Source organism: Tidjanibacter massiliensis, assembly GCF_900104605.1.
Taxonomy (GTDB): domain Bacteria; phylum Bacteroidota; class Bacteroidia; order Bacteroidales; family Rikenellaceae; genus Tidjanibacter; species Tidjanibacter inops.
The window spans coordinates 1,590,119-1,615,568 of record NZ_LT629960.1 but is presented as its reverse complement, the minus strand read 5'-3'; the positions used below and the strand labels follow the sequence as shown (position 1 = coordinate 1,615,568).

The following is a 25,450-nucleotide window of genomic DNA, read 5'->3' as shown; positions in this document are numbered from 1 at the left end:
TGACCTTGCATGTTTGCAGTACAAACAGAGACAGTATAAATATAATATATGGCTTCCGACAGGAATCGTACCCGGCGGTGCTGGGAGTTCCCGGCCCGTGAGCGCAGGGCGGTATTGTTGCTGCTCCCGTTGCTCGGTGCGCTCGTGTGGCTCGTGTCGGAGACGCTCCGGCCCCGGTTCGGCGACAGTGCCCCGCTGCTGGGCGATACGCTTGCCGAGGAGGAGAAACACCCGGCCGGCGGTGCCGATACGGCTGGAGTGCGCAGGCTCCGGTTGTTCCGTTTCGACCCCAATACCGTAACGTATGAGGAGTTGCGCCTGCTGGGGATTGCTCCGCGTACCGCCGCGGGTATCGTCAAGTACCGGACAGCGGGCAAGGTGTTCGCCATCCCGGAAGATTTCGCCGCCTGTTACGGCATCACCGATTCGGCGTATGCCGTACTGAAACCTTATATTGATATAGGAGAAGCCTACCGGATGCGGATACGGGAGCCTCGGACGGCGGAGCGGCGTTGTCTGTTTTCCGTGACGCCGGAGGGAAACGGGCGGACCGCGATGGCGCGCACCGGGGAGGGCGTTTCCGCTGCGGCTTCAGGTGCCGAAAATGGGCTGGTACCGTTCGACCCGAATGCGCTCGGCGAGGAGGGATTCGTCGGACTCGGTTTTACGCCTCGTCAGGCCCGGACAATCATCAACTTCCGTGAAGCCTGCGGCGGTTTCCGCACAGCGGCCGATTTTGCCCGTTCCTATGCGGTATCCGAGGAGATGTTTGTCCGGTTGAAACCTTATATCGTCATCGCTCCGCCTGAGGAAGAGTCAGCCGGGAAAGAGAGCGGACAGGCGGCAGGGAACGGCGGTGCGGCGGCCTCCCTGCCGGTGGAACTGAACCGTGCCGATTCCGCAGCGCTGGTGGCCGTAAGCGGGATAGGGCCCGCGACCGCATCGGCCATCCTCGCCTATCGGGAGCGTCTGGGCGGATTCTGCAATCGGAGACAGGTGGTGGAGACCGGGGTGGTGACGGAACGCAATTGGGAGCGGATGAAGGAACAAATTTGGGCGGACAGTTGCGCAATTCGGAAAATTGATATTAACTTTGCAGCCCCGAACGCTGTTGCAAGGCATCCCTACATTACGCCGCGGACCCTGCGGAAGATACTTCGCAACAGGCAATTGAAAGGAGGTTGGAGTACGATTGAGGATATGGTCGAAGACAATACGTTGACGAACGAGGAGGCCGGAAGACTGGCCCCGTATCTTCATTTCGGCACCGTCCCCCTGTGAGGGACGGGCCGCGCCGGAGGTTCCGGTACCGCAGCGGATGCGGAAGGTGTCCGCAGGGACATGCAACCGAATTTCAATAACCAAAAATAGTTACGACAATGATTATCATGCCTATCAAGGAGGGTGAAAACATCGAGAGGGCCCTCAAGAAGTTCAAACGTAAATACGAAAGGACGGGAGTTCTCAAGGAGCTCCGTCGCCGCCAGTACTTTACCAAACCTTCGGTGGTGAAGCGCGAGCAGAAAATACATGCCATTTACGTAGAGCAGCTCCACCGCAACGAAGAGGAGTAGCGTTCCGGCCGGCTGCCGCTCCCCGCAGGTTATTCGTACCGTACGGTACGAAGGCTGGGGGCGGGAATGGAAATGAGGACGGGGCGACGGGTTTTCCGCCGCCCCGTTTTGTATCTCCTACCTGAGTAGCTGGCGGAAAAGAACGTGCGCTTTTCGGCATTTTTCTCGTTCGGCCGAAGCGAACGGCCGGAAGGCGGAGATTTGTGGGTAGGAAGGCCGCGGAGGAGTTTCGGGGAGGGGGCTGCACAGAGGGGGGAACGTGTGTGCGGCCCGCTGTCGCGCGGACGGAAAATTCGGCCGGCGTTCTTACAGAATGCCGCTCTCCACGATGAGTTTGCAGAGTTGGGTACGGGCGCGGTGTATCTGCGTTTTGACCGTTCCGAGCGGGATGTCGAGTTCGGCGGCTATCTCCTCGTAGGAGTACTCCTTGAAGAAACGCAGTTCTATCAGCCGCCGGTAACGCGGCGTCATGTGCGAGAGGTGATTCTCGAGCTGTTTGCCGTTCTGGTTGTTGATGACGCGCTCTTCGGGCGTAGCCTCGTGCGAAGGGGGATTGATGTAAGCCGTCCCGCCTGCCGGGGAGGTGTCTATCTGCAGGTCGTCGCGCCTTTTGCGCATGAAGTCGATGAAGGTGTTCCGCGCGATGGTATATATCCACTGGCCGAAAGTGAAGGCCGTATCGTATTTGCCGAGGTTGAGGAAGACCTTGATGAAAGTCTCCTGCAGCAGGTCGTCGGCATCGTCGCGGTTGCCTCCCGTCCGGTTGAGGTAGAGTTTGTAGATGCCGTCCCGATAGCGGTTGAAAAGCGTCTCGAAAGCTACGGCATCCCCGTCGTGGGCAAGGGTGACGAGCTGCTGGTCGGTGAGTATGATGTAGTTGCTTATCTCCATAGTCCCGGCGAACGTCTGAATTTACGGTCTGCGGCCATCCATGCCTCGTACAGCGGCGAGCAGAGGTCGTAGAGGGGAACGGCCCTCATCAATCCCTTCTCGGAAAGCCGGCGCGTGATGCGCCGCATCTCGAAGAAAATCAGGCCGAAACGTATCAGCAGCAATCCTGCCGCGAAGAGTTTTAGTTCCGGTGGAAACAGGACGACGGCCGCGGCCGCCGCGGCGAAAAAGAGCGCCCGGCTCCAGAGCTCGGCGGCAACAAAAGTCTTCACCTTCGCCGGATAGTGGCGGAATGCGTTGCTGCGCATGCAGCGGTCGGCATACCACCAGCCCGTTCCGCCCCATATCTTCTGCCGGACGGTCGAATTGGATGAGACGATGACTGCTGCGGCGGTACCCGTTTCCAGCAGTTTCTGGATGAAGAGGTCGTCCTCGCCGATATTCATGTTGAGGTAATTGAATCCTCCGTTGCCGAAGTAAAGTGCCTTGGTGAAGCCGATGTTCTGGAGCGTACCCCGGTAGGGTTTCCCGTGCATGGCCGCACTCAGCCAGCGGATGGCCCGGGCCGCATTGTCCAGCCTTATCAGGCGGGAGGAGAAGGCGGAGGCTCCTTCCATGCCGCAGTAACCTATCACGATACCCGCACCGTCGAATCCGCGTGCCATGCGGGCTATCCACTGGAGCGATGCCGGGCGGCTGTCTACCGTGGTCAGCAGGATGTTGTCGTAGCGTGCCGCCTTGATGGCCACGTTGAACGCCATCTTGTCGCTTATCGGAAAACGGGCGTCGCGTACCATGCGGGTGACGTTGAAACGGGGGTTGTGTTCGGCGATAACCGCGAGCGCCTCTCCGAACTCCACATCCCCGGAGAGGTCGGTCACGATAATTTCAAAGTCGTCGTACTCCTGTCCCAAAAGTACCGGAAGTCCGTTTTCCAGAAAATCGTAGTCGGGTTCGTGCACCACCAGGGCGACGGAGACCGGCGGGCGGGCGTCGCCTGCGCGGGCGTTCCGGTAGGAGGGGATGCGTCCGTAGTACCCCACCCAATACCAGAACTGGACGAAAAAGAGGATTATCATGCAGGCCAGCAGGGCGATGCCCCACGGTCCGCAGGTTTCCCAAAGGTATGCGTATGCGGATGAGAGTCTTTCCATGTTCGTCGGCGGATACGAAGACAAAAGTAGTGTTTTTCGGCCAACATCCCTTGTCCTGCCGGCAATAAACCGTTCCCGTGTCGGAGAGGACTGCGGAATGCGGCGCTGCTCCGGTGCGGAGGCGGGAATCTCGGCGGAATTGAGTACCTTTGGCCCGTTGAAACCGTTGAAATTCCATATGCCCCGTACGATAACGCTTACTCTTTCGCCGAAACAGGCCGCCGACCGGAAAGTTTATACGGAGATAGCTGCCCGGCGGGCGGGGGTGCCGCCTGCCGATGTGGCGTTGGTACGTATCCTGAAGCGTTCGGTGGATGCCCGCGGGCGTTCGGTACGGGTGAATCTGACGCTCGAACTCTATGCCGACGGCGACGGGCCCGCTCCGGAGGTCCGCTTCGACTATCCGGACGTGTCGCATGCCGAGGAGGTCGTCATCGTGGGCGGAGGCCCTGCCGGCCTCTTCTGTGCGCTGCGGCTCATCGAATCGGGATACCGGCCCGTCATCCTCGAACGGGGCCGGGAGGTGTCGGTACGCCGCCGCGACGTGGCAGAACTGAACCGCAACGGCCGGCTCGACCCCGACTCCAACTATGCCTTCGGCGAAGGAGGTGCGGGTACCTTTTCCGACGGCAAGCTCTTTACCCGGAGCAAGAAGCGCGGAGATTACAACAAGGCGCTCCGTACGCTCGTCTTCCACGGTGCCGACGAGGCGATACTCTATGAAGCCCATCCGCATATCGGTACCGACCGGCTGCCCGGTATCATGACCGCCATCCGCCGGACAATCACCTCCTGCGGCGGCGAAGTGCGGTTCGGCAGTCGGGTGACGGAGCTGTTGCTGCACGGGGACGCCGTAGCCGGCGTGGTATGCGGCGGTGAGCGGATAGAGGCCCGCAGCGTGGTGCTGGCCACGGGTCACTCGGCGGACGATGTCTACGCGATGCTCCACCGGCAGGGGGTGCTGCTGCAGGCCAAGCCGTTCGCCATGGGCGTCCGGGTGGAGCATCCGCAAGCTCTCATCGACGAGATACAGTATCACGGTGCCGGACGTGAATACCTGCCCGCGGCCTCCTATACCCTGACGGCCCAGGTGGGCGGACGGGGTGTCTACTCGTTCTGCATGTGTCCGGGCGGCGTCATCGTACCTGCCATGACCGACCCGTCGGAGAGTGTCGTGAACGGCATGTCCTCGTCGGGGCGCAATTCGCGGTGGGCCAATTCGGGCATCGTGACGGAAGTGCGGCTGTCCGATTTCGAGCATTTGCGCGGGGAGTGGGGCGAGCTGGCCGGACTGAAGTTCCGCCGCGACTTCGAGCAGGCCGCCCGGCGGGCCGGGGGCAGCGCACAGGTGGCGCCGGCCCAGCGGCTGACCGATTTCGTTGCCGACCGCAGGTCGGCCGACCTGCCGGCGACCTCGTATGTGTTGCCGACCGCAGGTCGGCCGACCTGCCGGCGACCTCGTATGTGCCGGGAACGGTGCCCTCGCGTTTCTCCGAATGGATGCCGGAGTTCATCGGCGGTGCGCTGCGCGAAGGGTTTGCGGTGTTTGGCCGCCGCATGCACGGGTTCCTGACCGACGGGGCGCAGGTGGTGGGGGTGGAGTCGCGCACCTCCTCGCCGGTGCGGATTCCGCGCGACCCCGTCACGTTGATGCATGTGTCCGTGCGCGGACTCTATCCTGCCGCAGAGGGGGCCGGGTATGCGGGCGGCATCATTTCGGCGGCTCTCGACGGGGAGCGTATCGCGGAGGCCATCGTGCGCAATCTCGGCTGAACGGGCGGCTTTTCGGACAGGGAATTTTAAAAGGATGGTTCATATGGAACTTATCGAGAAATATTTCAGCGGGGAACTCACTCCGCTGCAACGGGAACGCTTCGTCCGTTTGTACGACCTCTATGCGGAGTGGAACGCCCGTATCAACGTGGTGTCACGCAAGGATTTCGACAGCCTCTACCTGAAGCATGTGCTTCATTCGCTGGCCATTGCTTGCGCGTGCCGTTTCGACGGCGGGGCGCAGGTGTGCGACGTCGGGACGGGAGGGGGGTTCCCTGCCGTGCCGCTTGCCATCTTCTTCCCCGGGGCACACTTCACCGCAGTGGACTCCATCGGCAAAAAGATTACGGTGGTACGGGCGGTTGCCTCAGCCCTCGGTCTCGATAACCTGGAGGCGGTGAATTGCCGGGCGGAGGCGCTGCCGGGCGGATACGATTACGTAGTCAGCCGGGCCGTTACGGAGATGTCGGTGCTGAAGGGATGGATGTGGAACAAGATAACGTCCGGCCGGAAGGGAACGCTTCCCAACGGCATGCTCGTGCTGAAGGGCGGCGATCTGACCGCGGAGCTGACCGCGGCAGGGGGGCGTTTCGAGGTGTACGATATAGCGCAGTGGTTCGGCGAGGCGTTTTTCGAAACGAAAAAGGTGGTTTATGCTCCCCGCTGAATTCCGGCCTTGTCCGCGGGGTTCTCGCCGGAGGAGACTCCGGCATGACGGAAGGTCCCGTTCGGAGAGTAAATAAAAAACCCGGAGGGGGATATTTCCGCCCTCCGGGCCGACAAAGCCGAAAGTTGGGGGTTCTCAATGGTATCCCGGTACAGGCGGTCGGAGACCTTGCCTGCCCGGCTGCTTTCGTGACATGCCGTTATGCCGCCGTTCCTGCGGAGATATATCTTCGCAGTCGTTTTCCTTTTCCGGTTTTTGCGGTGCAAATATATATAATTTTCTGCCGATTGAATGTTGTTTGAGTGAAAAACGGTTTCATATACAGGCGATTGTACGTTGCAAGGGCCTGCAGGGCCATTTTTCCCGACAGATTTCCTCCCGGAAGAGGGCGGCGCGCACGCCGGCGGATACATCTCCTCCCGGAGGGGCAACGGCGCATCCCTATGTTTTGATACGCATGTGATTATTTTGCCGTATTTCTTTTGTAAATCGTAAAAATGGTTTACCTTTGCACTCCGCAAAGAGTGGACGAAAAGTAAAAATATAGACAGCCATGAAAAGGACTTTCCAACCCTCCCGTCGCAAGAGGATAAACAAACACGGTTTCCGCCAGAGGATGGCGACCGTAAACGGCCGCAAGGTTCTCGCAGCACGCCGTGCCAAAGGCCGTAAGAAACTGACGGTATCGGACGAAACGCGTTTCAAGTAGCGTTCAGCCGTCCGGTTTCCGGTAGACAAGATACGTACAGCCGCCCTCAAGGCGGCTGTTCATGTTTGCCGCGTTCGGGCGGTGTTTGTAGATTTCTTTTTCGTATCTTTGAAAACTATGTTTGACAAGGAGAGAGTATGCGGCGGTATAGCGGAACGGGTGGCCGCCGGCGGACGCATATCCCGCGATGAGGCGGAGACGCTGTGGAACGATGCGCCGCTGTCGCTGCTGGCCGAATTGGCCTGTGGTATGCGGCATTGCAAAAGCGGCGACGTGGTCTATTACAACCGCAATTTCCATATCGAACCGACGAACATCTGCGTCTTCAACTGCCGTTTCTGTTCGTACCGTCGCGGGGCTGGCGAACCGGGGGCGTGGAACCATTCGTTGGCCGAAATAGAGGAAATCGTGCGTGCCCGCCGCGACAGCGGGGTGACGGAGGTGCATATCGTGGGCGGCGTGCATCCCGACCATGACATCCGGTTCTATGCCGAAATGATACGTCTCGTAAAACGTATTATGCCGCAGGTGGCCGTGAAGGCGTTCACGGCGATAGAACTCGCCTATATGATAGAGAAGGCGGGTATGGGATACGACGAGGGACTGCGGCTGCTGCGGGAGGCCGGTATGGAGGCCATACCGGGCGGCGGTGCCGAGATATTCGACGAGGAGCTCCGTGCACGGATATGTCCGGAGAAGGGGAGTTCTCAGGTGTGGCTGTCGCTCCACCGGGCCGCACACCGGCTCGGCATACGGAGCAATGCCACCATGCTTTACGGCCATGTGGAGACGGTTGCCCAGCGGATAGACCATCTCGACCGGCTCCGGACGCTGCAGGACGAGACGGGCGGTTTCGACGCCTTCATTCCGCTCAAGTTCCGCCGGGCGGGCAATCGCCTCGGCGAGGGGCTGGAGGAGGTACCCGTAACGGAAGACATGCGGACGCTGGCCATGTCGCGTATCTATCTCGATAACTTCCCGCACATCAAGGCCTACTGGGTGATGTACGGCAAGCAGACGGCGGAGATGGCGCTCGGCTTCGGAGCCGACGACATGGACGGTACGATAGACGACTCGACCAAAATATACTCCATGGCGGGGGCGGAGGAGAAACCCCGGCTCACGGTGGATGATATGCAGGCCATGGCCGCATCGGCCGGACTGCGGGCGGTCGAAAGGGATACGTTTTATAACGAAATCGTCCGGTAGGCCCGGCCTGCCGGTCAAATCACGTGTTGTATGGGAGACAACGGAAAACATTCCGGACAGGGGTGGTTGCGCAGAATGTGGGGCAACTATGTGGTGCGCAATATCGTGTTGGCGGTAAGCCTGCTCGTCATCGTACTTTTTGCAGCGAACCTGCTGCTGAACCTCTTCACGCGTCACAACAAGCATGTCGAGGTGCCCGATTTCATGAACATGACGCTCGACGAGGCGTTGGCGGCTTCCCGCGGGGACAAGCTGCGGATAGAGGTGAACGATTCGCTCTATGTACCCGCCTTCGACCCGGGCGTCATTCTCGAACAGCGTCCGGCTGCCGGTACGGAGGTGAAGCCCGGCCGCCGTATCTATGTGACGGTGAACTCTTCGCAGCAGCGGATGATAGATGTGCCCTATGTCGCGGGGTATTCGCTCCGTCAGGCCAAGAATATTCTGGAGACTGCAGGGCTGGAGATAGAGAAACTCGTCTATGTGGACGACATCGCAACCAACAACGTGCTTGAACAGCGGGTGGGGCCGGAGGTGGTGGCTGCCGACAACCGGGTTCAGGCCCGCGTGGGAAGCGGCGTGGTGCTGACCGTGGGTCGTGCGCCCGGAGCCGACCTCGTCTCCGTGCCCCGCGTGGTGGGACTGCCGCTGCGGGAGGCCAAGAGCCGTATCTGGGAGGCCGGACTCAATGTGGCCGGCGTAACGCTGGCGGAGGATATCGACCGGATGAATCTCCGCCAGGCCCGTGTATATCTTCAGCAACCCGACCAGGGGCACCGCGTGGTGCTCGGGACGGGGATTTCCATCGCCCTGTCGCTCGACTCGCTTACCGTAGCGTCCGGCGTTTCGCGTTCGGACCGGTATGGAAACAGGGTGGCTGCCCGGGAACAGGCCCTGCGGGACAGTCTGGCGGCCGAAGGGTATTCGGGCGACGAACTGCAGGAGGAGATGGACTGGATAATCCGGATAGAGAACGGCGAAGCGACGCCGGCAGAGAGGAGACGCAAAGAGGAGGATGCCATCGTGCGTTCGTTGGAAGAGTACGGCGGAACGGTACGGCATGACGACGAGAGCGAGTTTTTCGAATAGCGGGACGGCGAATGCGTGCGCCCGATACGTTTGTGCGGATGCGGAAAGACGGCTGCCGGGAAACGGTGCCGCCTGCCGCTTCGGGATTAAAGGATTTGTGCGAGGTGGAGAGTGCCGAAATGGAATACGCCGGGGAGGTACCGGAGGAGCTGGAGGAGCAGCAGGATGAACTGTACGAGCATTTCGCCGTCACGGTAGACCGGGGGCAGGCCATGCTCCGTATCGACAAATATCTGGCGGTGAGACTGGAGAACTGTTCGCGGAGCCGGGTGCAGGCCGCAGCCGACAGCGGAAATATCCTTGTGAACGGCATTCCCGTGAAGTCGAGCTACAAGGTGAAGCCGCTCGACCGTATTGCCCTCGTGATGCCCTATCCCAAGCGGGAGGTGGAAATTATTCCGGAGGATATTCCGCTCGACATCCTGTATGAAGACGACGACCTCATCGTACTGAACAAGCCGGCCGGGCTCGTGGTGCATCCGGGGCACGGCAATTACAGCGGGACACTCGTCAATGCCCTGACCTGGCATCTGAAGGATTTGCCCCTGTTTCAGGAGGGGGACATGCGGGCCGGATTGGTGCACCGTATCGACAAGAACACTTCCGGACTGCTGGTGGTGGCCAAAAACGAGCGGGCCCATGCCCGTCTGGCCCGGCAGTTTTTCGACCATACGGTTTCGCGACGCTATGTGGCCCTTGTGTGGGGCAATTTCGAGGAGGACGAAGGCACGGTGACCGGCAACATTGGCCGCAGTGTGCGCGACCGGCTGCGCATGGCCGTCTATCCCGACGGCAGCGACGGCAAACATGCCGTGACGCACTACCGGGTATTGAAGCGCTACGGCTATGTAACACTCGTAGAGTGTCGACTCGAGACAGGACGCACTCACCAGATACGTGTCCACATGGAGTATATCGGCCATCCGCTTTTCAATGACGAACGTTACGGGGGCGACCGTATTCTGAAAGGAACGACATTCGCCAAATACAAGCAGTTTATCGATAACTGCTTCTCTGTCATGCCGAGACATGCCCTGCATGCGCGAAGCCTCGGATTCGAGCATCCCTCCACCCGTCGGCGCATGGAGTTCGACAGCGAGCTGCCGGCCGATTTCCGGGCTGTTCTCGACAAGTGGGACGCTTATACGGCCGCCCGGCCGGCGGAGGAAGAGTAGCGGGGCGGCCCCGTACGTCGGCGGGGATTCTTGCCGGCGGACAGGGGCGGCCGTCCTCTTTGCCGGATGCTCGCCTTGTTCCTGCGGTTGTCTGGACACAGACGGTCGGTGCGGCGGTCGGCTGCGGAACGGTTTTTGCACGGTTCGTGGCGGCGGGTGCGTACCTGCCGTCGTGTTTTCGTATAATGCAGTTCGCCATGGAAGAGAGGACTTTCACCATCATCAAGCCGAATGCCGTTGCAATGGGTGTTACGGGCCGGATAATCGACGCTTTTCTGCAGGACGGCTTCCGGATACTCGCCATGCGCCTGGTTTGCATGAGCCGTAACGATGCCGAGAAGTTTTATGCCGTACACCGGGGGCGGGAGTTTTTCAGTCGGCTCGTCGATTTCATGACATCGGGGCCCTGCGTGGTGATGTTGCTGGAGCGGGAGGATGCCGTCGCCGAACTGCGGCGGCTCGTCGGAAACACCGACCCGGCCCGAGCGGCGGAGGGTACGCTGCGCCGGATGTACGGCGAAAATGTCACGCGCAATGCGGTGCATGCCTCCGACAGCGTGGAGAATGCTCGTATGGAGGCCTCCCGTTTTTTCCGCGAAGAGGATATCGTCGTGGCCCGATACGAGCCGAAGGAGGAGTAAGCGCGGCAGGGCCGACGGAGGAAAGACCGGCCGGAGGGGACAGAACAAGCTGTCCCCTCCGGCCGGTTTCTGTTTCCCGATGGATACGGTTAGGCTGTCGGCATTATTCTGCAACCTGTTTTATCCATGCCGCGATGTCGGCGAGCACTTCGGGCGAGAGGGTCTCCTCTATCTCCCCGTATTCCGCAGGCAGGCCCGTTCCGGCGTGCTGGAAGAGGTGGTTGAGGTCCGGGTACACCTTGACGGTGAGGTCTGCAGCCGGGTTGATGCCTTCGCGCAGCGGGAGTTCCACGACTGAGGGCGGTACCTGTACGTCCTTCTCGCCCACCAGAGCCAGCACCGGGCAGGTGATGCGTGCAAGGTCTGCGGCCGGGTCGTAACGCCTGAGCGATACCATCTCGGGTACGGCGGATTGCAGAAGTCCCGTTTTGATTTGGTTTACGGCGAGCGTATCGTTACGCATGAAGGCCGGCAGCACGGTCGCTGCAAGCGAATCGAGGTGCGTTTCTACATAGTCGTAGGGGTATCGGTCGGTCACCTCTATCATGTACTCCACCATCTGTTCGTTCTGGCGGAAGGCCGATTCGGGAAGGCCCATCCTTTCGGTGATGAGGCGGCGCTGTTCACGCATGAATTCCGTCCCCTTGACGGCCGGTCCCGCCATCGAAACGATGAAGTCGGGGGCCTCTCCGCCGCCGGCCAGCATGTAGGCGATGATGCCCCCTTCGCTGTGGCCGATAATGCCTGTGGCGGCCGTTTCGGGCCGTGCGGCGAGCCAGCGCAGGGCGCTTGCCGCATCGGAGGCGAAATCCTGCAGCGTGGCGGAGGCGTAGTCGCCTTCCGAAGCGGCCGTTCCGCGGTCGTCATAGCGCAGGACGGCGATGCCGTTGCGTGTCAGCCAGTCGGCCAGTACGAGGAACGGTTTGTGGCCGAGGAGCTCTTCGTCGCGGTTCTGTGCCCCCGAACCGGTCACGAGGACAACGGCGGGGAAGGGACCTTCTCCGGCGGGCAGTGTCAGGGTTCCTGCAAGCGTGATGCCCGCAGCGGAGTTGTCGAATGCGACCTCTTTCGCGGTGTAGGGGAAGGGCGGCCGGGGCGACTGCGGCCTCGCCCGTTCCACTTTATGGCGCGTGAAGGTCAGCGGCAGGGCGAGCCCTCCCTGCCGGAACGTTCCCTTCAGGGTATCAGCGGCGAATGCGCCTTCGTAGGTCATTCCCAGAGCGGCGGCCCGGACGGTCAGGGTCGTGCCGTCGAATACGGTCGAAGAGGTCTCCAATCCTTCGGCATGCTGGTCGGGGCTGTCCATGACGGTCGCGTATCTCCCTTCGTTTTCGCTGATATGGAAGACCAGGGCGAGCTTTTGCGGGCCTATTTCGAGGGTTCCGTACCAGTCGCCCGTAATGTCCTGTCCTCTGGCCGGAGCGAAAGCCAATGTTATAGCCAGGAGCGGCAGCAGCAATCTTTTCATTCTGTCGGTGTTTTTTGTCGAATCGTCGTCGTGCGGTAATGTTACCGATTGCAAGGTACGGATTCTGTTCGGAATGCACAATGATTGTCGTTGCGGTCGGAACGGTTTATTTTTCTATCTTAGCACCGCAGTATTCCGCGCCGGCTGCCCGAAACGATTATGGCACGGGTGTCCCGTGCGGGAATTCAAAAACGGTTTTTGTCTATGACGGACGAATGTTACGGGACGGGATTCGCCTTGAGCGGCGGTTTCGTGAAGGGATATGCGCATCTCGGTGCGCTACAGGCGCTTTTCGAGTACGGCATCAGGCCGGAAATCATTGCAGGGGTCAGCATCGGCGCGGTGGCGGGTGTATTCATCGCCGACGGCAAGAGACCGGAGGAGGTGTTGGAACTCTTCATGAGCAGGGAGTTCCGGAGTTTTACGGGTTTTACCCGTTCGCGCGGCGGTTTCATGAACCTCGATAACTTCTACGGTTTCCTGCGCGACACCCTGTCGGTCGGGCGCATCGAAGAGCTCTCCTTGCCGCTGGCGGTGACGGCGACCAACCTCGATACGGGGCGGAGCGTCCACTTCCGGGAGGGGGAGATAGCGCCCCGCATCGCGGCCTCGTGCTGCGTGCCCGGCCTTTTCACCCCCATCGAGATAGAGGGCGACCACTACGTGGACGGCGGCGTGCTGATGAATCTGCCCGTGTCGGTCATCCGCGGCCGGTGCGAGAAGGTGGTGGCCGTGAACCTCAGCAAAATCGTGCCCGACAGGGATTACCGCCACAACGTATTCGGTATCCTGATGCGCACCTATCACCTGATGTCGCACTGCAACGTCATCCACGACCGGCGTAATGCCGACATACTGATAGAACCCGACGGGCTCTCCATCTACGGCAATACCCAGCTCGACAAGGGCAGGGAGATTTTCGACATCGGATACGAGGCGGCGCGGAAGGTCATCGAACAGGTGAAGGATATCGTTTACCCCCGCTCCGGGGAGGCGTGATGCCGTACCGTTCGGGGCGTCCTGTGCGGGAAAAGGGTCCGTCCCTGCGGGTGACGGGGGAGTGCCGCGGGAGGGCATGTCCGGCGGCGGTTGCGGCGTATCTCTGAAAAAAGCGGAAAGGAGCGTTCCGTATATCCGAAAAAAGGTTAAATTTGAGGGATTCTAAATTTCTAACCTACTATTTTATGAACAACGCTCTATTCAAATTTCAGAAGCCGTGCAACGAACCGGTGAAGGGATACGCTCCCGGTTCGGAGGAGAAGGCGGAACTTAAAAAGGCGCTCCACCGGCTCGCATCCGAGAAGTGGGAGATACCGCTCGTTATCGGCGGCCGCGAGGTACGCACGGGCGATACCGGCGAAGTGGTGATGCCGCACGACCACAGACATGTACTCGCTACCTATCACAAGGCCGGAGAGAAGGAGGTGCGGATGGCGATAGAGGCTGCCATGAAGGCCCACCGCGAGTGGGCCCGGATGCCGTGGGTGGAACGTGCCTCCATCCTGCAGCGTGCGGCGGAACTCATCGCCACGAAATATCGTTACCTCGTCAATGCCTCGGTGATGCTCGGCCAGAGTAAAAATCCTTTCCAGGCCGAAATAGACGCCCCGTGCGAACTGGTGGATTTCCTGCGCTTCAACAACTTCTTCGCGGGAGATATCTATGCCGACCAGCCCTGTTCGGAAAAAGGAGTCATCAACCGCATGGAATACCGGCCCCTGGAGGGTTTCGTGTTCGCCCTCACGCCGTTCAACTTTACGGCCATCGCTTCCAACCTCAACATGTCGCCCGTGCTGATGGGCAATACGACGATATGGAAGCCTTCGACCACCGCCCTCTACTCCAATTATCTCGTAATGCAGATATTCCGCGAGGCGGGCCTGCCCGATGGCGTGGTGAACTTCGTCCCCGGCCAGGGGAGCCTGATGGGCAAGGTGATAACGGCGAGTCCCGACCTGGGCGGCTTCCACTTCACCGGCTCGACGGCGACCTTCAACTACCTCTGGGGGCAAATCGGCGCCAATCTCGCGGGCTATAAGTCCTATCCCAGAATCGTGGGCGAAACGGGCGGCAAGGACTTCATCTTCGTACACCCTTCTTCCCCGACGACGGAAGTGGCAGCGGCCATTGTGCGCGGCGCGTTCGAGTATCAGGGGCAGAAGTGTTCCGCAGCTTCGAGGGCATACATCCCGAAATCGCTCTGGGGCAGTATACGTTCCGAAATAGGGGATATGCTGCGGGAGGTGAAGATGGGCGATGTGCGCGACTTTACCAATCTCGTGAATGCCGTCATCGACGAACCTTCGTTCGACAACATCATGGCGAACATCGAGTATGCGAAACATTCGTCCGACGCCGAGGTCGTATTCGGCGGCAGGGGGGACAAGTCCGTGGGTTATTTCATCGAACCTACCGTCATCGTCACCACCGACCCGAAGTTCAAGACCATGGTGGAGGAGCTGTTCGGTCCGGTCATCACCGTCTTCGTGTACGACGATGCGAAATACGAGGAGACGCTCGACCTGTGCGACGCCTCTTCGCCCTATGCTCTGACCGGTTCCATCTTCGCCCGCGACCGCGCGGCGATAACGACCGCGATGGAGAGACTCCGCTATGCGGCCGGCAACTTCTATATCAACGACAAGCCTACGGGGGCTGTCGTGTCGCAGCAGCCTTTCGGCGGTTCACGAGCTTCGGGTACCAACGACAAGGCGGGCAGCGCCCTCAACCTGATACGCTGGACGAATGTGCGGGCCATCAAGGAGACGCTTGTTCCCCCGACGGATTTCCGCTATCCGTTCCTCGGCGAGAAATAGGGGCCGGCCATGTTGGATTTCAACGATACCAAGACCGCATTCGCCCGCAAAAGCGACGGTGAGATGCGGAACGCCCTCATGCTCTTCCGTATGATGAAGAGGCCCGGCCTCGTGAAGGCCGGCAAGCGGGCGTGCGGTGCGGCTGCCCGGCTGCATCTGCCGGTGGGGTGGATTGTGAAACCGACCCTTTACCGGCAGTTCGTCGGCGGAGAGACGCTCGAGGAGTGCGGGCCGACGGTGGACGGTCTCGAACGGGCGGGTGTGAAGGCGGCTCTCGACTACTCGGCCGAGAGCGAACAGACGCCCGTGGGAATCGAGGCGGTTTTCGCCGAGACCGAACGTTCGATAGAGTATGCCGCTCGTAACAAGAACGTTGCCTACGCGGTGTTCAAGCCTTCGACGCTTACGACGGATACCCTGCTGGCCAAGGCATCGGAGCACCCGGAGACGCTCACGGCTGCGGAGCGTACCGGATTCGATGCATTCGCCGCGCGTTTCGATGCGCTCTGCGCTCTGGCTCACAGGCATGGGGTGCGGATACTCGTCGATGCCGAAGATGTCCGGTTCCAGGATGCGGTGGACCGGCTGACGGAGGAGGCCATGCACAGGTACAACGGCGGACGGGCCATCGTATTCGCCACGCTCCAGATGTACCGCTGCGACCGGATGCCCTATCTGCGCAGGCTGTACGAAGATGCCCGGCAGGCGGATTATGTGGCCGGCGTGAAGTTCGTGCGCGGCGCTTATATGGAGGAGGAGCGTGCACGGGCTGCAGCAATGGGGTATCCCGACCCGATATGCCCCACGAAAGAGGCCACCGATGCCAATTTTGACGAAGGCGTGGCGTTCGCGGTGGAGCATATCGACCGGATGGAGATTTTCATGGGCAGCCACAACGAAACGAGCAATTACCGGCTTGCACGGCTGATGGATGAGAAGGGGCTGGAGCGCAACGACCGGCGTATCTTCTTCGCCCAGCTCCACGGCATGGGCGACCATATCTCTTTCAATCTGGCGGCCGCGGGATATAACGTGGTCAAGTACGTGCCTTATGCCCGGGTACGGGACGTGCTTCCGTATCTTATCCGCCGTGCGGAGGAGAACACCTCCATGGCGGGGCAGACCACACGCGAGCTCGACGTGCTTCGGGCCGAGATGAAGCGCCGTCGGGAGGCCCGTCGGGAGCGGTGATTCCGGTCGGAAAGCGCAGATGAATTCAGGGGCGGGAACAGTTTGTTCCCGCCCCTGAATTTGCTTGGCCGGCCCGTGCGGAGGCATCCGCAAGTTTCGTCCGCCGGCGGGGGATTACATTACGATATCCGTGACGCCGGCGAAGGAGGTCTTCCAGAGATAATTCCAGAACGATTTCTGCGGGTCGCGTTCATAGAAGCCGTGCCCGATGCGGAGTTTGCCGCCTTCGGGATTGTCCCGGTGCAGTACCATGCCGTTCGCGATGGTGGTGAGCAATTCCCGTTCCCGTTCGGGGTCTTTCTTGTGCAAAATGGCTATTTGCAGGTTGTTATAACGCATGTCCACGACTGACTGCGCCTTGACGGAGCTTCCGGAGAGCTCCACGTTCACCGAATGGAGGTCGCCCGATACGATGCGAACGTTGGCGATGGGTTCGGTGACCGGCGAGGCGATGGTGGCCGACATGGGTCCTACCTCCGCCTTGAGCGAAAAGCGGTCGTTGCTGCTGTCGGCGGGGAGAGAGAGGGTGGTTTTGACGAGAGCTCCGCCGAACATGTATCCTTCGGCGTAAATTCGATATTGCTGTGTCGGCTTTTGGGGTCGGTTCGTCAGGCCGGTTATCCGGGCGTCCATGTCGGTGAAGGTGACGACGCCGGGTACGGTGGCCCCTTTCGATACCTCCTCGTAGCGGATGTTGATGCCGCGGGCGTCGATGACGGGAAAATCAATGCCGACGGGGATACGTTGTACCGATGTGTAGAGCATCTGCCGGAATGCAGGCGACTGGAGCTGGTTGCGGTCCTTGTAGCTGTCTATCTCTACGCTCCCCACGCTGACCGAGTCGGCGTGCAGCATGTCGTGACCGGAGAGATAGGGAAGGCTGACACCTGAACAGGCTATCTCCCGCACGTCGAGCATCACCCAGTCGGTGTGGTCGCCCACGCGCACGGCATACTGGTACTTGTCGTACTGCGGGAGCAGGGCCAGCCGTCCGGCCGAAAGGATTCCTTTCCCCGAATCCAGCGAGAGGGTGTCCGCCTCCATCTTAAGTGCTCCGTTCTTGAAAACGTAGGCGAGGGTTCGGACGGAGAGGCTGACGGCCGAGACGCCGGCCGGAACGCTGTCCGCCTGTCGGAGCGTCTCCTTCGGTATCCCGCTCCCGAAGGACAGGTGCAGCAGCGTCAGGTCGAGGCCTTCGGCAGTGAAATTGTTCTTTTCGCTCCCTTCCCAGATGCCGGCGTGTATCGTGGCTCCGCTTATTCCGAAACGTTCGATGTCGATTTTCATTGGCTTGTTCCTCTTTCCGGCAGCAGCGGTACGGCAGGTGTCCCCTTCGGGGCAGGGAACGCCCTCGAATATCACCTCGGGAGCGGTGACTTCGAGGCTGCGTATGTGCAGTGCCCCTGGTACGGTATCCCTTCCCTTACGATAGTGGATGCCCGATGCGCTTACCTTTTCGGCACGGGCCTCGAGAACGGGCACGGGGCCTTGCTTCCGTGTACGGGAGTTCTTCTGTGTCTTTACGCTGACTCCGTGCAGGGTGACGCTCCGTCGGGCGAGGTCTACCCGTACTCTGCCGACGTCGGTTATGTAGGCGCTTCCGTCGAGGTTGAGCGGTTCGCTCTCCAGTAGTTTCGTCACTTCGCGACCCAACCACGCCTGTATGCCGAACCATGCGCCCAGCAGAACGGCGACCGCGATGCCGCTTATCAAAAGGATGCGGCCCGTCCGCGAGAGCCGCTTGTTGTTGTCTCTGTTCATGTATGATGTCTGTTTCCCGATTTTTAAAGATATGCAATTATTCTGCCTTTTTCGTACCGGGCCCGACGAATCTTTCCAAGTCCGGCGTAAAATGGTCTCTCTCCGGGCCTTATTGCGCCGGGTGGTGGCGATAACCCGTTTTTTATGTGTACCTTTGGGCCGAGAAATAACGATGATATGTCTAAGAAGAAGACTGAAGGGGGGCCGAAGGGGACCCCGAAGAGGCGTGGCGCCGACCGCAGCGCCGTCATAGCGGAACTGTTCCGCTCGTTTCCGGGCAAGCAGTACACGATAAAGAACCTTGCTGCGGCCAGCGGCGGAAACGACAAGGAGGGGCGTTACCGCACCAAAGAGATTGTGGACGCCATGGTAAAGGAGGGAGTGGTTGTGGAAGCCCTCCCCGGGAAATACAGGCTGAGCACCTCGCAGATGCCTTCCTACGAAGGGGTCGTGGACCTCGTACCTTCCGGAGCCGCATACGTTAAAGTAGAGGGCTTTGATAAGGATGTCTATATCGACGGGCGCAATACGAATCATGCGCTGCAGGACGACGTGGTGAAACTGGTCGTCATCCGCCGCAAGCGCAACGGCGACCCGGAAGGAGAGATAACCGAAATCGTGAAGCGGGCCGACAGGCAGTACGTGGGCCGGGTGGAACTTACCCGCAACCACGCCTTCGTGCGGGTGGATTCGCGCAAGATGCCCTATGACATATTCGTCTATACCAAAGGGATGGAACTCCACGACGGAGACAAGGTCGTGGTGAAGATAAAGGAGTGGCCGGCAGACACCAAGTCGCCTACGGGCGAAATCATCGACGTGCTCGGTCCGGCGGGCGACAACGATACCGAAATGCATGCCATCCTCGCCGAATTCAACCTGCCCTATAAATATCCGGAGGAGGTAGAGAAGGCGGCCGATGCCATTCCGGAGCTGATACCGGCCGAAGAGATAGCCCGGCGGCGCGATTTCCGCGGAGTGACGACCTTTACCATCGACCCGGCCGATGCCAAGGATTTCGACGATGCGCTCTCGATACGTCCTGTAGGGGAGAACCGGTGGGAAGTGGGCGTACACATTGCCGATGTCACCTATTATGTGCAGGAAGAGAGCATCATAGAAGCCGAAGGCCGTGAGCGCGCCACTTCGGTCTATCTGGTGGACCGTACGATACCGATGTTGCCGGAGAAACTCTCCAATTACCTCTGTTCGCTGAGGCCCGATGAGGAGAAACTCTGTTTCTCGGCCGTGTTCGAGATGGATGCCGACCTGAATATCACGAACGAATGGCTGGGCCGTACCGTCATCCGTTCCGACAGGCGCTTTACCTACGAGGAGGCGCAGCGCATTATCGAAACCGGCGAGGGGGATTTCAGGGAGGAGGTGCTCACGCTGAACATGCTTGCCCAGAAGATGCGTGCGGAGCGTTTCCGCAACGGCGCCATCACGTTCGGCCGCGAGGAGGCGAAGTTTACCCTCGACGAGCAAGGCAAACCCACAGGCGTCTATTTCAAAGTACAGAAAGAGGCCAACCAGCTTATCGAGGAGTTCATGCTGCTGGCCAACCGCAAGGTGGCCGAGTTTGTGGGGAAAAAACGAGGCAAGGGTGCCAATGCGGAGCGGACGTTCGTCTACCGCGTGCACGACAAGCCCGACCCCGACAAGCTGGAGCGTTTCAGCAACTTCATCCTCAAGTTCGGCTACTATTTCAAACCGGACGCCAAGGGAAAGGAGATTTCGCGCGAGATTAACAGGCTGCTCAAGGAGATAAAGGGCAAAAGCGAAGAGAATGTCATCTCGACGCTCGCCATCCGCTCCATGGCGAAAGCCTACTATTCGACCGACAACATCGGACACTACGGACTCGCGTTTCCTTACTATACCCATTTCACCTCGCCCATCCGCCGTTATCCGGACATGATGGTACACCGGCTGCTCGCCCGTTACCTTGCCGGCGGCAAGTCGCCCGACGTGGCGTTTTACAACGAGCAGTGCGAACACTCCTCCGATATGGAGGTGGTGGCTGCCGAGGCGGAGCGTACATCGGTGAAGTATAAGATGGTGGAGTTCATGGAGGACAAGATTGGACAGGAGTTCGACGGCGTCATATCAGGCGTTACCGAGTGGGGCGTTTATGTGGAGCTCGACGATACGCATATCGAAGGCATGGTCTCCACACGGGATATAACCGACGATGTCTATTCGTTCGACGAGGAGAATTATGCCCTGCGCGGTCACCGTACCGGTCGCACCCTTACGCTAGGAGAGAATGTGCGCATTCGGGTGAAAAATGCCGATCTTGCCCGCAAACTGCTGGATTTCGAACTGGTGGGAACCATCGAGTTCGGTACCGGCAGGCTGCATCCGATGGGGCAGGCCGCGGCCGGAAAGCAGGGCGGAGCACCGGACAGGCAGCCGGGAAAGTCCAGAGGAAGGCATCGCCGCTGAGCGGGTGACGGCCGGTCGGCGGAGGATGCTCTACGGACCGTGTCCGGAACGAATCGGGCGGCCTGCCCGGACAATAGATGCAAAGCGAGGGGAAACGGATAACGTTTCCCCTCGCTGTTGTGTGGACGGTCTCCTTACTTTTTGACGTTGGGCAGTTCCAAACCGTAGTGGTTCTTCGTATCGAGCCGTTTGAGCCAGATGCCGAGGAAGAAGGCGAGGACACCGAGACTCGCAAAGACAAGCATCGGTACCGTATAGTTGTAGGTTACGCCCTCCACGCCTGCCTGTATCTGTTCCGATACACCGGGGTTGGTAGCCTGGAGCGTTTTGCCGATGATGAGCGGGAAGGCCCACAGACCGAGGTTCTGTATCCAGAAGATGACCGAGTAGCCCGAACCGAGGTACCGGCCGTCCACCAGCTTGGGTACCGAAGGCCACAGGGCGGCGGGAACGAGCGAGAACGACACGCCGAGCAGAATGATGGCGATGTAGGCGATGGGCTTGGTCAACGGGACGAGCGCGAAAGTGAGGTGGCATGCACACATCAGAATGGCGCCGAGAATGAGCATCGTGGCTCCCTTGCCCCTGAAGTCGAGGAATGCACCGAGGAGCGGCGTGAGTATCATCGCTCCGATGGGGAACCATGCGAAGAGGTCGGAAGCCTCCTGGCTGGAGATGGCGAGCGTGTTCTGTAGCATGGGAACGGCGAACTTCTGGAAGGGGAAGATGGCCGAATAGTAGAGCACGCAGAGGAATGCCACTATCATGAAGGTTTTGCTTCCGAAGAGGTTGCCGAGGTCTTTTACCTTGAATTTGTCCTCCTCTATCTCTTCGATGTTACCCATTTGCCGGTCGAGTTTCCGGTCCATGAACGTGAAGACGAGGAAGGTGAGAAAGCCGATGCAGAGCAGGGCGCCTACGACCGCTACCGGGCGCACGACGCTTTCGGGTGCGATTGCGGCCAGACGGGGCGAGAGGAAGAAGACGGCCGTCACGCCGAGGCGTGCAATGGCCATCTCCACACCCATGGCGAGCGCCATCTCCTTGCCGTCAAACCAGCGTGCGATGGCTCGCGAAACCGTCACGCCCGCCATTTCGGCGCCGCATCCGAAGATGGCGAAACCGATGCATGCCACCTTTGCGCTGCCGGGCATCGAGGGCCAGAATGAATTGAAGAATTCCCAGCCGAAACCGCCGCCCACGAAGTAGTCGCTGATACCGTAGAGCTTAATTCCGGCACCTATTATCATCAGGCCGGCCGAGAGGAGTCCCGTGAAGCGCACCCCCATCTTGTCGAGGATGATGCCTGCGAATATCAGGAAAAGTACGAATACGTTGAGGAAATACTCCGAACCTACGACCGTGCCGTAAACGTCCGGCGACCACCCCCGCTGCGTCTCCAAAAGGGACGATATCGGGGAGATAACGTCCACGAACATGTAGGCGAAGAACATCATCAGTGCGATGAGTATCAGCGCCCCCCATCTTGCCACGACCGAGTCGTTGAGCTTTCTTTGCATTGTCTGTGTCATTTTTTCTTCATTTGATATTTTATGGTTTATGTCAGTTGTCCGTGTCGTTCGGCATGCCGGCGGCCGAGTAGAGCCGGAGCAGGTCGTAGGCTTCGCCGATGCCGAGTTCGCCCGCCTTGCTGATGTCGAGCAGCCCCTTGCGGGTATCCTTCATGTATATCTGTACCAAGCCCCTGTTGAAATAGGCTTCGGCGAGGCCCGGGTCGAGGGCGATGGCGTGCGAATACTCCTCGAATGCCTCCGGGAAGCGTCCCGACAGGGCGAACAGATTGCCCCGGTTGTAGTAGATGCAGGGGAGGTTCGGATTGAGTTTGGCCGCCTTGTTCAGGTCGGAGATGGCTTCGTCGTAGTCGTACGTCCGTGCCGCGTCGCGCATCCTGGCCGAACGGTCGCTTTCGGGCGAAATGCGCGAATAACCGTTGTTCATGGAGGAGATGAAATCCGTCATTTCGGCCTGTACGGCGCTGCGGGCGATGTAGAGGAACGGGTTGCGCGGAGAGAGCGTGATGGCAGTCGAAAGGGCTCCGACCGCGTTGGTGTACTGTTTCAGCAGCGCCTGTGTCATGCCCCGCATGAAATAGGCCTGCCAGCGGCTGCCGTTGGCGGCGATGTCCGCCGAGACGGCCTCGTCCTTCCTGACGAGGGCGGCGGCCGCCATGTCGCTTCCTTCGCATCCGAAGACGACCGATGCGTCGCCCAGCGAAGCGATGAACTCTTCCGCCTCGGCCTCTCCGGGGTGCAGGATGAGGCCCCGGCCTGGCTCCGCATCCGAACGGAGGGTGAAGCCGTAGGAGGGGCGCAGCGTTATTCGCTCGTTCGTTCCCGTTGCCGTATTGCGTACCGGTCCGTCGGAGAGCTGCGTGTCGAACGACAGCAGTTTGTCGAATTGCCGGGAGGTGTCGGCAAAGGAGACTTCGCTTTCCCCTTCGAGCCGTGCCCGGTATTCGGCGATTTTGCGTTCGGCGACACTGCGGTCCCGTTCGGCGCCTTCGCTGTCACGGAGCAGGTATTTGACCGAAGCCCGGCCGAGGTAGGCGTTGGCGAAGTCGGGATAGAGTTCGATGGCGCGGTCGTAGTCTTCCAGCGCCCCCTGCAATTCGCCGAGTCTGAAGCGGAGGCCGGCCCGGTTGTAGTAGACGATGACGTTGCCCGGCGAGTAGGCGGCTACCTGGTCGTAATCCTCCAGGGCCCGGTTGTAGTCACCCGTTTCGGTGCGCACCAGCGCCCGGTTGAAGTAGGTTACCGAACTGGTCGGGTCGAGCTCCAGTACCCGGTCGAAATCGGCGAGTGCGGCCTGCAGGTTGTGCTTCCTGTAATAGGCCATGGCCCGGCTGAAGTAGGCCGGTATGTACGACGTGTCGCACCGTACGGCCGTATCGAAATCGGCGAGCGCTTCGTCGTACCTGCCCTGCTCCATGTAGAGCGAACCGCGTTCGAGGTAACCGCGCGGATACTCCCGATTGGTGCGGATGGCCCTGCCGAAGTCCTCGTATGCGGCGACCGTATCCTGCAGGTGGAGGTACGCTGTGCCCCGGTTGGCGTAGGCGTCGGCGTCGCGCTGGTTGAAGCGCATGTACATGTTGAAGTCATCGACGGCTTCGCGGTAGCGCCCCGTGAGAATGTTCGTGACGCCCCGGCTGTAATAGGGGGCCGGATAATCGGGACGCAGTTCGATGGCTTCGTCGAAGTCTTTCATCGCGTCGTCGTAGTTGCCGAGCCGCGAACGGGTGAGTGCACGGAATTGGTAGGCGTTGGTGTAAACCGGATTTTTTGCGAGTGTCAGGGTGAAATCCCGTTCGGCGCCCAGCAGGTCGTCTAGGTGATACTTCGCGATACCGCGCCAGAAGTAACCTTCGTAGGCGTCCGGGTCGGCGCGCAGCAGAATGTTGAGCGTCTCTATCGCTTCCCGGTAGCGGCTGTCCATAACCATGTCGCGGCCTACCCACACGAAATACTGTTTGTTGACCTGCGCTCCGGCGTTGTCTGCGAACATGCAGAAAAGGAATAGTATGGCCCCAATGAATTTACGCATTCCCGGATTTTAAGCTTGCTAATATAACGATTATAATCCTAATACGGATGCGCCGGAGGCGTTTTCGGAGCGGCAGCGGTCTGAGAGGACTTGTTAAGTGGCTGGATGTTAGTGTATTCGTATCCGATGGACGGTCGGCCGACGGGAAAGCCCCGAAAAAACGGGACGTTTATGCACCTTTCTCGGAAAAAAGAGTAAATTTGCATCCGGCCCTAATTTGGAACGGTGTATTTGCAGCTATCCCGGCTATGTAGAGATAGTATTGTCATACAGTATGTTGCAATGCAAAGGCAGGATGCCGGGCCGTCTTGCAGGGCCGTGGCGGGGCATGTCGGCGGCGGTGTCGGCAGGAGCTTTCGGAAATCGGTGATATTAAAAGGAATCCCGTGCGGCGCAGCCCGCACGCGGTTCGGTTACTAAATAAAAGTTAAGCTAATGGGAAAACAGTTGAAAGTAGTTGTACTCGCCAAGCAGGTTCCCGACACGCGCAACGTGGGCAAGGATGCCATGAAGGCCGACGGTACGGTGAACCGTGCCGCCCTGCCGGCCATCTTCAACCCCGAAGACCTGAATGCGCTCGAACAGGCACTGACCATCAAGGACATGTGCGAAGGGAGTACGGTATATATCCTGACCATGGGGCCGCTGCGTGCTGCGGATATCATACGCGATGCCATGTTCCGCGGTGCCGACGGCGGATACCTTCTTACGGACAGGGCATTCGCCGGTGCGGATACCCTCGCCACCTCCTATGCCCTTTCGCGGGCGCTGGCCGAGATAAAGCCCGATATCATCGTGGCGGGCCGGCAGGCCATCGACGGCGATACCGCGCAGGTGGGGCCGCAGGTGGCTGAGAAACTCGGTCTTCCGCAGGTGACCTATGCGGAACAAATCGTGTCGATAGACGACAGCCGCATCGTCATCAAACGTCGTCTGGAACATGGCGTGGAGACCGTTTCGTCGCCTTATCCGATGCTGATGACGGTGAACGGTTCGGCTCCCGAATGCCGTCCCCAGAACGCGAAACGGGTGATGAAGTACAAGCATGCCCGTACCCGCAGCGAACTGCAGGAGCTCGGCGAGGATTACTACATGCAGCTCCTCGAAGCCAAGAGTTACCTGAAAATCAATGAGTGGAACGTCGGCGATATCGATGCGGACCCCCAGCAGCTCGGACTGCTCGGTTCGCCCACCAAGGTAAAACAGATAGAGAACGTGGTATTCCAGGCCAAGGAGTCGCGCAGACTGACCGCTTCGGACGGGGATATCAATTCACTGATGGTCGAACTTATTTCCAGCCACACGCTCGGATAGAGGAGG

At 59.9% G+C, this 25,450-nt stretch carries 21 protein-coding genes; 15 read left to right on the top strand and 6 right to left on the bottom strand.

Features of this window, described 5'->3' with window-relative positions:
- The first annotated feature begins 48 nt into the window (after positions 1 to 48).
- Positions 49 to 1,281 carry a helix-hairpin-helix domain-containing protein gene (locus tag BQ5361_RS07810; RefSeq protein ID WP_052131063.1) on the top strand — a complete coding sequence of 411 codons (1,233 nt, stop codon included), beginning with the start codon at positions 49 to 51 and terminating at the stop codon, positions 1,279 to 1,281.
- 98 nt (positions 1,282 to 1,379) lie between these two features.
- Positions 1,380 to 1,574, top strand: coding sequence for a 30S ribosomal protein S21 (gene rpsU, locus BQ5361_RS07805; protein WP_022063765.1), 195 nt, complete (start codon positions 1,380 to 1,382; stop codon positions 1,572 to 1,574).
- Between the two features lie 306 nt (positions 1,575 to 1,880).
- On the opposite strand, the gene BQ5361_RS07800 is transcribed toward rpsU, so the two are convergent.
- Complete coding sequence (locus BQ5361_RS07800; RefSeq protein ID WP_022063764.1) at positions 1,881 to 2,465, bottom strand: RNA polymerase sigma factor; 585 nt, start codon at positions 2,463 to 2,465, stop codon at positions 1,881 to 1,883.
- Positions 2,456 to 3,619, bottom strand: coding sequence for a glycosyltransferase family protein (locus BQ5361_RS07795; protein ID WP_035473454.1), 1,164 nt, complete (start codon positions 3,617 to 3,619; stop codon positions 2,456 to 2,458). The genes BQ5361_RS07800 and BQ5361_RS07795 overlap by 10 nt, the downstream gene beginning before the upstream one ends.
- Positions 3,620 to 3,797: 178 nt before the next feature.
- On the opposite strand from BQ5361_RS07795, the gene BQ5361_RS07790 reads away from it, so the two are divergent.
- The 8 genes from BQ5361_RS07790 (at position 3,798) to ndk (ending at position 10,882) form a co-directional block, all read left to right on the top strand.
- Entirely contained in the window at positions 3,798 to 5,192 is a 1,395-nt protein-coding gene (locus BQ5361_RS07790; RefSeq protein WP_399270638.1) for an NAD(P)/FAD-dependent oxidoreductase, read from the top strand.
- Entirely contained in the window at positions 5,120 to 5,392 is a 273-nt protein-coding gene (locus BQ5361_RS10950) for an FAD-dependent protein (RefSeq protein ID WP_399270636.1), read from the top strand. The genes BQ5361_RS07790 and BQ5361_RS10950 overlap by 73 nt, the downstream gene beginning before the upstream one ends.
- 43 nt (positions 5,393 to 5,435) lie before the next feature.
- Positions 5,436 to 6,059, top strand: coding sequence for a 16S rRNA (guanine(527)-N(7))-methyltransferase RsmG (gene rsmG / locus BQ5361_RS07785; RefSeq protein ID WP_035473456.1), 624 nt, complete (start codon positions 5,436 to 5,438; stop codon positions 6,057 to 6,059).
- Positions 6,060 to 6,612: 553 nt separating this feature from the next.
- Positions 6,613 to 6,768: a 50S ribosomal protein L34 gene (gene rpmH, locus BQ5361_RS07775; protein ID WP_022063759.1), complete on the top strand. Its 156-nt coding sequence runs from the start codon at positions 6,613 to 6,615 to the stop codon at positions 6,766 to 6,768.
- 117 nt (positions 6,769 to 6,885) lie between these two features.
- On the top strand, positions 6,886 to 7,977 hold the full coding sequence (gene mqnE / locus BQ5361_RS07770) for an aminofutalosine synthase MqnE (RefSeq protein WP_035473460.1): 1,092 nt from the start codon (positions 6,886 to 6,888) through the stop codon (positions 7,975 to 7,977).
- Between the two features lie 30 nt (positions 7,978 to 8,007).
- Positions 8,008 to 9,066 (top strand): PASTA domain-containing protein, encoded by a 1,059-nt coding sequence (locus BQ5361_RS07765; RefSeq protein ID WP_081976839.1) that lies wholly within the window; start codon positions 8,008 to 8,010, stop codon positions 9,064 to 9,066.
- Positions 9,067 to 9,185: 119 nt separating this feature from the next.
- Positions 9,186 to 10,241 (top strand): RluA family pseudouridine synthase, encoded by a 1,056-nt coding sequence (locus BQ5361_RS07760; protein WP_035473541.1) that lies wholly within the window; start codon positions 9,186 to 9,188, stop codon positions 10,239 to 10,241.
- Between the two features lie 197 nt (positions 10,242 to 10,438).
- Positions 10,439 to 10,882, top strand: a complete 444-nt coding sequence (ndk, locus tag BQ5361_RS07755; protein WP_035473543.1) for a nucleoside-diphosphate kinase — start codon at positions 10,439 to 10,441, stop codon at positions 10,880 to 10,882.
- A gap of 103 nt (positions 10,883 to 10,985) precedes the next feature.
- On the opposite strand, the gene BQ5361_RS07750 is transcribed toward ndk, so the two are convergent.
- Positions 10,986 to 12,350, bottom strand: coding sequence for an alpha/beta hydrolase family protein (locus BQ5361_RS07750; RefSeq protein ID WP_035473463.1), 1,365 nt, complete (start codon positions 12,348 to 12,350; stop codon positions 10,986 to 10,988).
- 204 nt (positions 12,351 to 12,554) lie between these two features.
- On the opposite strand from BQ5361_RS07750, the gene BQ5361_RS07745 reads away from it, so the two are divergent.
- The 3 genes from BQ5361_RS07745 to BQ5361_RS07735 all read left to right on the top strand — a co-directional run bounded on the left by BQ5361_RS07745 (position 12,555) and on the right by BQ5361_RS07735 (position 16,357).
- A complete protein-coding gene (locus BQ5361_RS07745; protein ID WP_022063753.1) occupies positions 12,555 to 13,349 on the top strand; it encodes a patatin-like phospholipase family protein in 795 nt (264 codons plus the stop codon).
- A 185-nt stretch (positions 13,350 to 13,534) separates the two neighbouring features.
- Positions 13,535 to 15,166, top strand: coding sequence for an L-glutamate gamma-semialdehyde dehydrogenase (gene pruA, locus BQ5361_RS07740; RefSeq protein WP_022063752.1), 1,632 nt, complete (start codon positions 13,535 to 13,537; stop codon positions 15,164 to 15,166).
- A gap of 9 nt (positions 15,167 to 15,175) precedes the next feature.
- Positions 15,176 to 16,357: a proline dehydrogenase family protein gene (locus BQ5361_RS07735; RefSeq protein ID WP_035473466.1), complete on the top strand. Its 1,182-nt coding sequence runs from the start codon at positions 15,176 to 15,178 to the stop codon at positions 16,355 to 16,357.
- A 114-nt stretch (positions 16,358 to 16,471) separates the two neighbouring features.
- Here the strand turns inward: BQ5361_RS07735 and BQ5361_RS07730 are convergent, their stop codons facing one another.
- Complete coding sequence (locus tag BQ5361_RS07730) at positions 16,472 to 18,118, bottom strand: hypothetical protein (protein ID WP_035473468.1); 1,647 nt, start codon at positions 18,116 to 18,118, stop codon at positions 16,472 to 16,474.
- A 177-nt stretch (positions 18,119 to 18,295) separates the two neighbouring features.
- Here BQ5361_RS07730 and rnr point away from each other — a divergent pair, with 177 nt between their 5' ends.
- Positions 18,296 to 20,566 (top strand): ribonuclease R, encoded by a 2,271-nt coding sequence (rnr, locus tag BQ5361_RS07725; RefSeq protein WP_035473471.1) that lies wholly within the window; start codon positions 18,296 to 18,298, stop codon positions 20,564 to 20,566.
- A gap of 134 nt (positions 20,567 to 20,700) precedes the next feature.
- Here the strand turns inward: rnr and BQ5361_RS07720 are convergent, their stop codons facing one another.
- Positions 20,701 to 22,098, bottom strand: a complete 1,398-nt coding sequence (locus BQ5361_RS07720) for an MFS transporter (RefSeq protein ID WP_035473473.1) — start codon at positions 22,096 to 22,098, stop codon at positions 20,701 to 20,703.
- A 31-nt stretch (positions 22,099 to 22,129) separates the two neighbouring features.
- The gene (locus BQ5361_RS07715) at positions 22,130 to 24,130 is read right to left on the bottom strand and encodes a tetratricopeptide repeat protein (protein ID WP_035473476.1); all 2,001 of its coding nucleotides are present in this window, start codon (positions 24,128 to 24,130) and stop codon (positions 22,130 to 22,132) included.
- Positions 24,131 to 24,565: 435 nt separating this feature from the next.
- Between BQ5361_RS07715 and BQ5361_RS07710 the strand changes: the two genes are divergently transcribed.
- On the top strand, positions 24,566 to 25,444 hold the full coding sequence (locus BQ5361_RS07710) for an electron transfer flavoprotein subunit beta/FixA family protein (RefSeq protein WP_035473479.1): 879 nt from the start codon (positions 24,566 to 24,568) through the stop codon (positions 25,442 to 25,444).
- Positions 25,445 to 25,450 lie beyond the last annotated feature (6 nt).

Excerpts from the sequence above, each read along its gene's own strand:
- BQ5361_RS07810 (WP_052131063.1), top strand. The coding sequence starts at position 49 with ATGGCTTCCGACAGGAATCGTACCCGGCGGTGCTGGGAGTTCCCGGCC.
- rpsU (WP_022063765.1), top strand. The coding sequence starts at position 1,380 with ATGATTATCATGCCTATCAAGGAGGGTGAAAACATCGAGAGGGCCCTC.
- BQ5361_RS07800 (WP_022063764.1), bottom strand. The coding sequence starts at position 2,465 with ATGGAGATAAGCAACTACATCATACTCACCGACCAGCAGCTCGTCACC.
- BQ5361_RS07795 (WP_035473454.1), bottom strand. The coding sequence starts at position 3,619 with ATGGAAAGACTCTCATCCGCATACGCATACCTTTGGGAAACCTGCGGA.
- BQ5361_RS07790 (WP_399270638.1), top strand. The coding sequence starts at position 3,798 with ATGCCCCGTACGATAACGCTTACTCTTTCGCCGAAACAGGCCGCCGAC.
- BQ5361_RS10950 (WP_399270636.1), top strand. The coding sequence starts at position 5,120 with ATGCCGGAGTTCATCGGCGGTGCGCTGCGCGAAGGGTTTGCGGTGTTT.
- rsmG (WP_035473456.1), top strand. The coding sequence starts at position 5,436 with ATGGAACTTATCGAGAAATATTTCAGCGGGGAACTCACTCCGCTGCAA.
- rpmH (WP_022063759.1), top strand. The coding sequence starts at position 6,613 with ATGAAAAGGACTTTCCAACCCTCCCGTCGCAAGAGGATAAACAAACAC.
- mqnE (WP_035473460.1), top strand. The coding sequence starts at position 6,886 with ATGTTTGACAAGGAGAGAGTATGCGGCGGTATAGCGGAACGGGTGGCC.
- BQ5361_RS07765 (WP_081976839.1), top strand. The coding sequence starts at position 8,008 with ATGGGAGACAACGGAAAACATTCCGGACAGGGGTGGTTGCGCAGAATG.
- BQ5361_RS07760 (WP_035473541.1), top strand. The coding sequence starts at position 9,186 with ATGGAATACGCCGGGGAGGTACCGGAGGAGCTGGAGGAGCAGCAGGAT.
- ndk (WP_035473543.1), top strand. The coding sequence starts at position 10,439 with ATGGAAGAGAGGACTTTCACCATCATCAAGCCGAATGCCGTTGCAATG.
- BQ5361_RS07750 (WP_035473463.1), bottom strand. The coding sequence starts at position 12,350 with ATGAAAAGATTGCTGCTGCCGCTCCTGGCTATAACATTGGCTTTCGCT.
- BQ5361_RS07745 (WP_022063753.1), top strand. The coding sequence starts at position 12,555 with ATGACGGACGAATGTTACGGGACGGGATTCGCCTTGAGCGGCGGTTTC.
- pruA (WP_022063752.1), top strand. The coding sequence starts at position 13,535 with ATGAACAACGCTCTATTCAAATTTCAGAAGCCGTGCAACGAACCGGTG.
- BQ5361_RS07735 (WP_035473466.1), top strand. The coding sequence starts at position 15,176 with ATGTTGGATTTCAACGATACCAAGACCGCATTCGCCCGCAAAAGCGAC.
- BQ5361_RS07730 (WP_035473468.1), bottom strand. The coding sequence starts at position 18,118 with ATGAACAGAGACAACAACAAGCGGCTCTCGCGGACGGGCCGCATCCTT.
- rnr (WP_035473471.1), top strand. The coding sequence starts at position 18,296 with ATGTCTAAGAAGAAGACTGAAGGGGGGCCGAAGGGGACCCCGAAGAGG.
- BQ5361_RS07720 (WP_035473473.1), bottom strand. The coding sequence starts at position 22,098 with ATGACACAGACAATGCAAAGAAAGCTCAACGACTCGGTCGTGGCAAGA.
- BQ5361_RS07715 (WP_035473476.1), bottom strand. The coding sequence starts at position 24,130 with ATGCGTAAATTCATTGGGGCCATACTATTCCTTTTCTGCATGTTCGCA.
- BQ5361_RS07710 (WP_035473479.1), top strand. The coding sequence starts at position 24,566 with ATGGGAAAACAGTTGAAAGTAGTTGTACTCGCCAAGCAGGTTCCCGAC.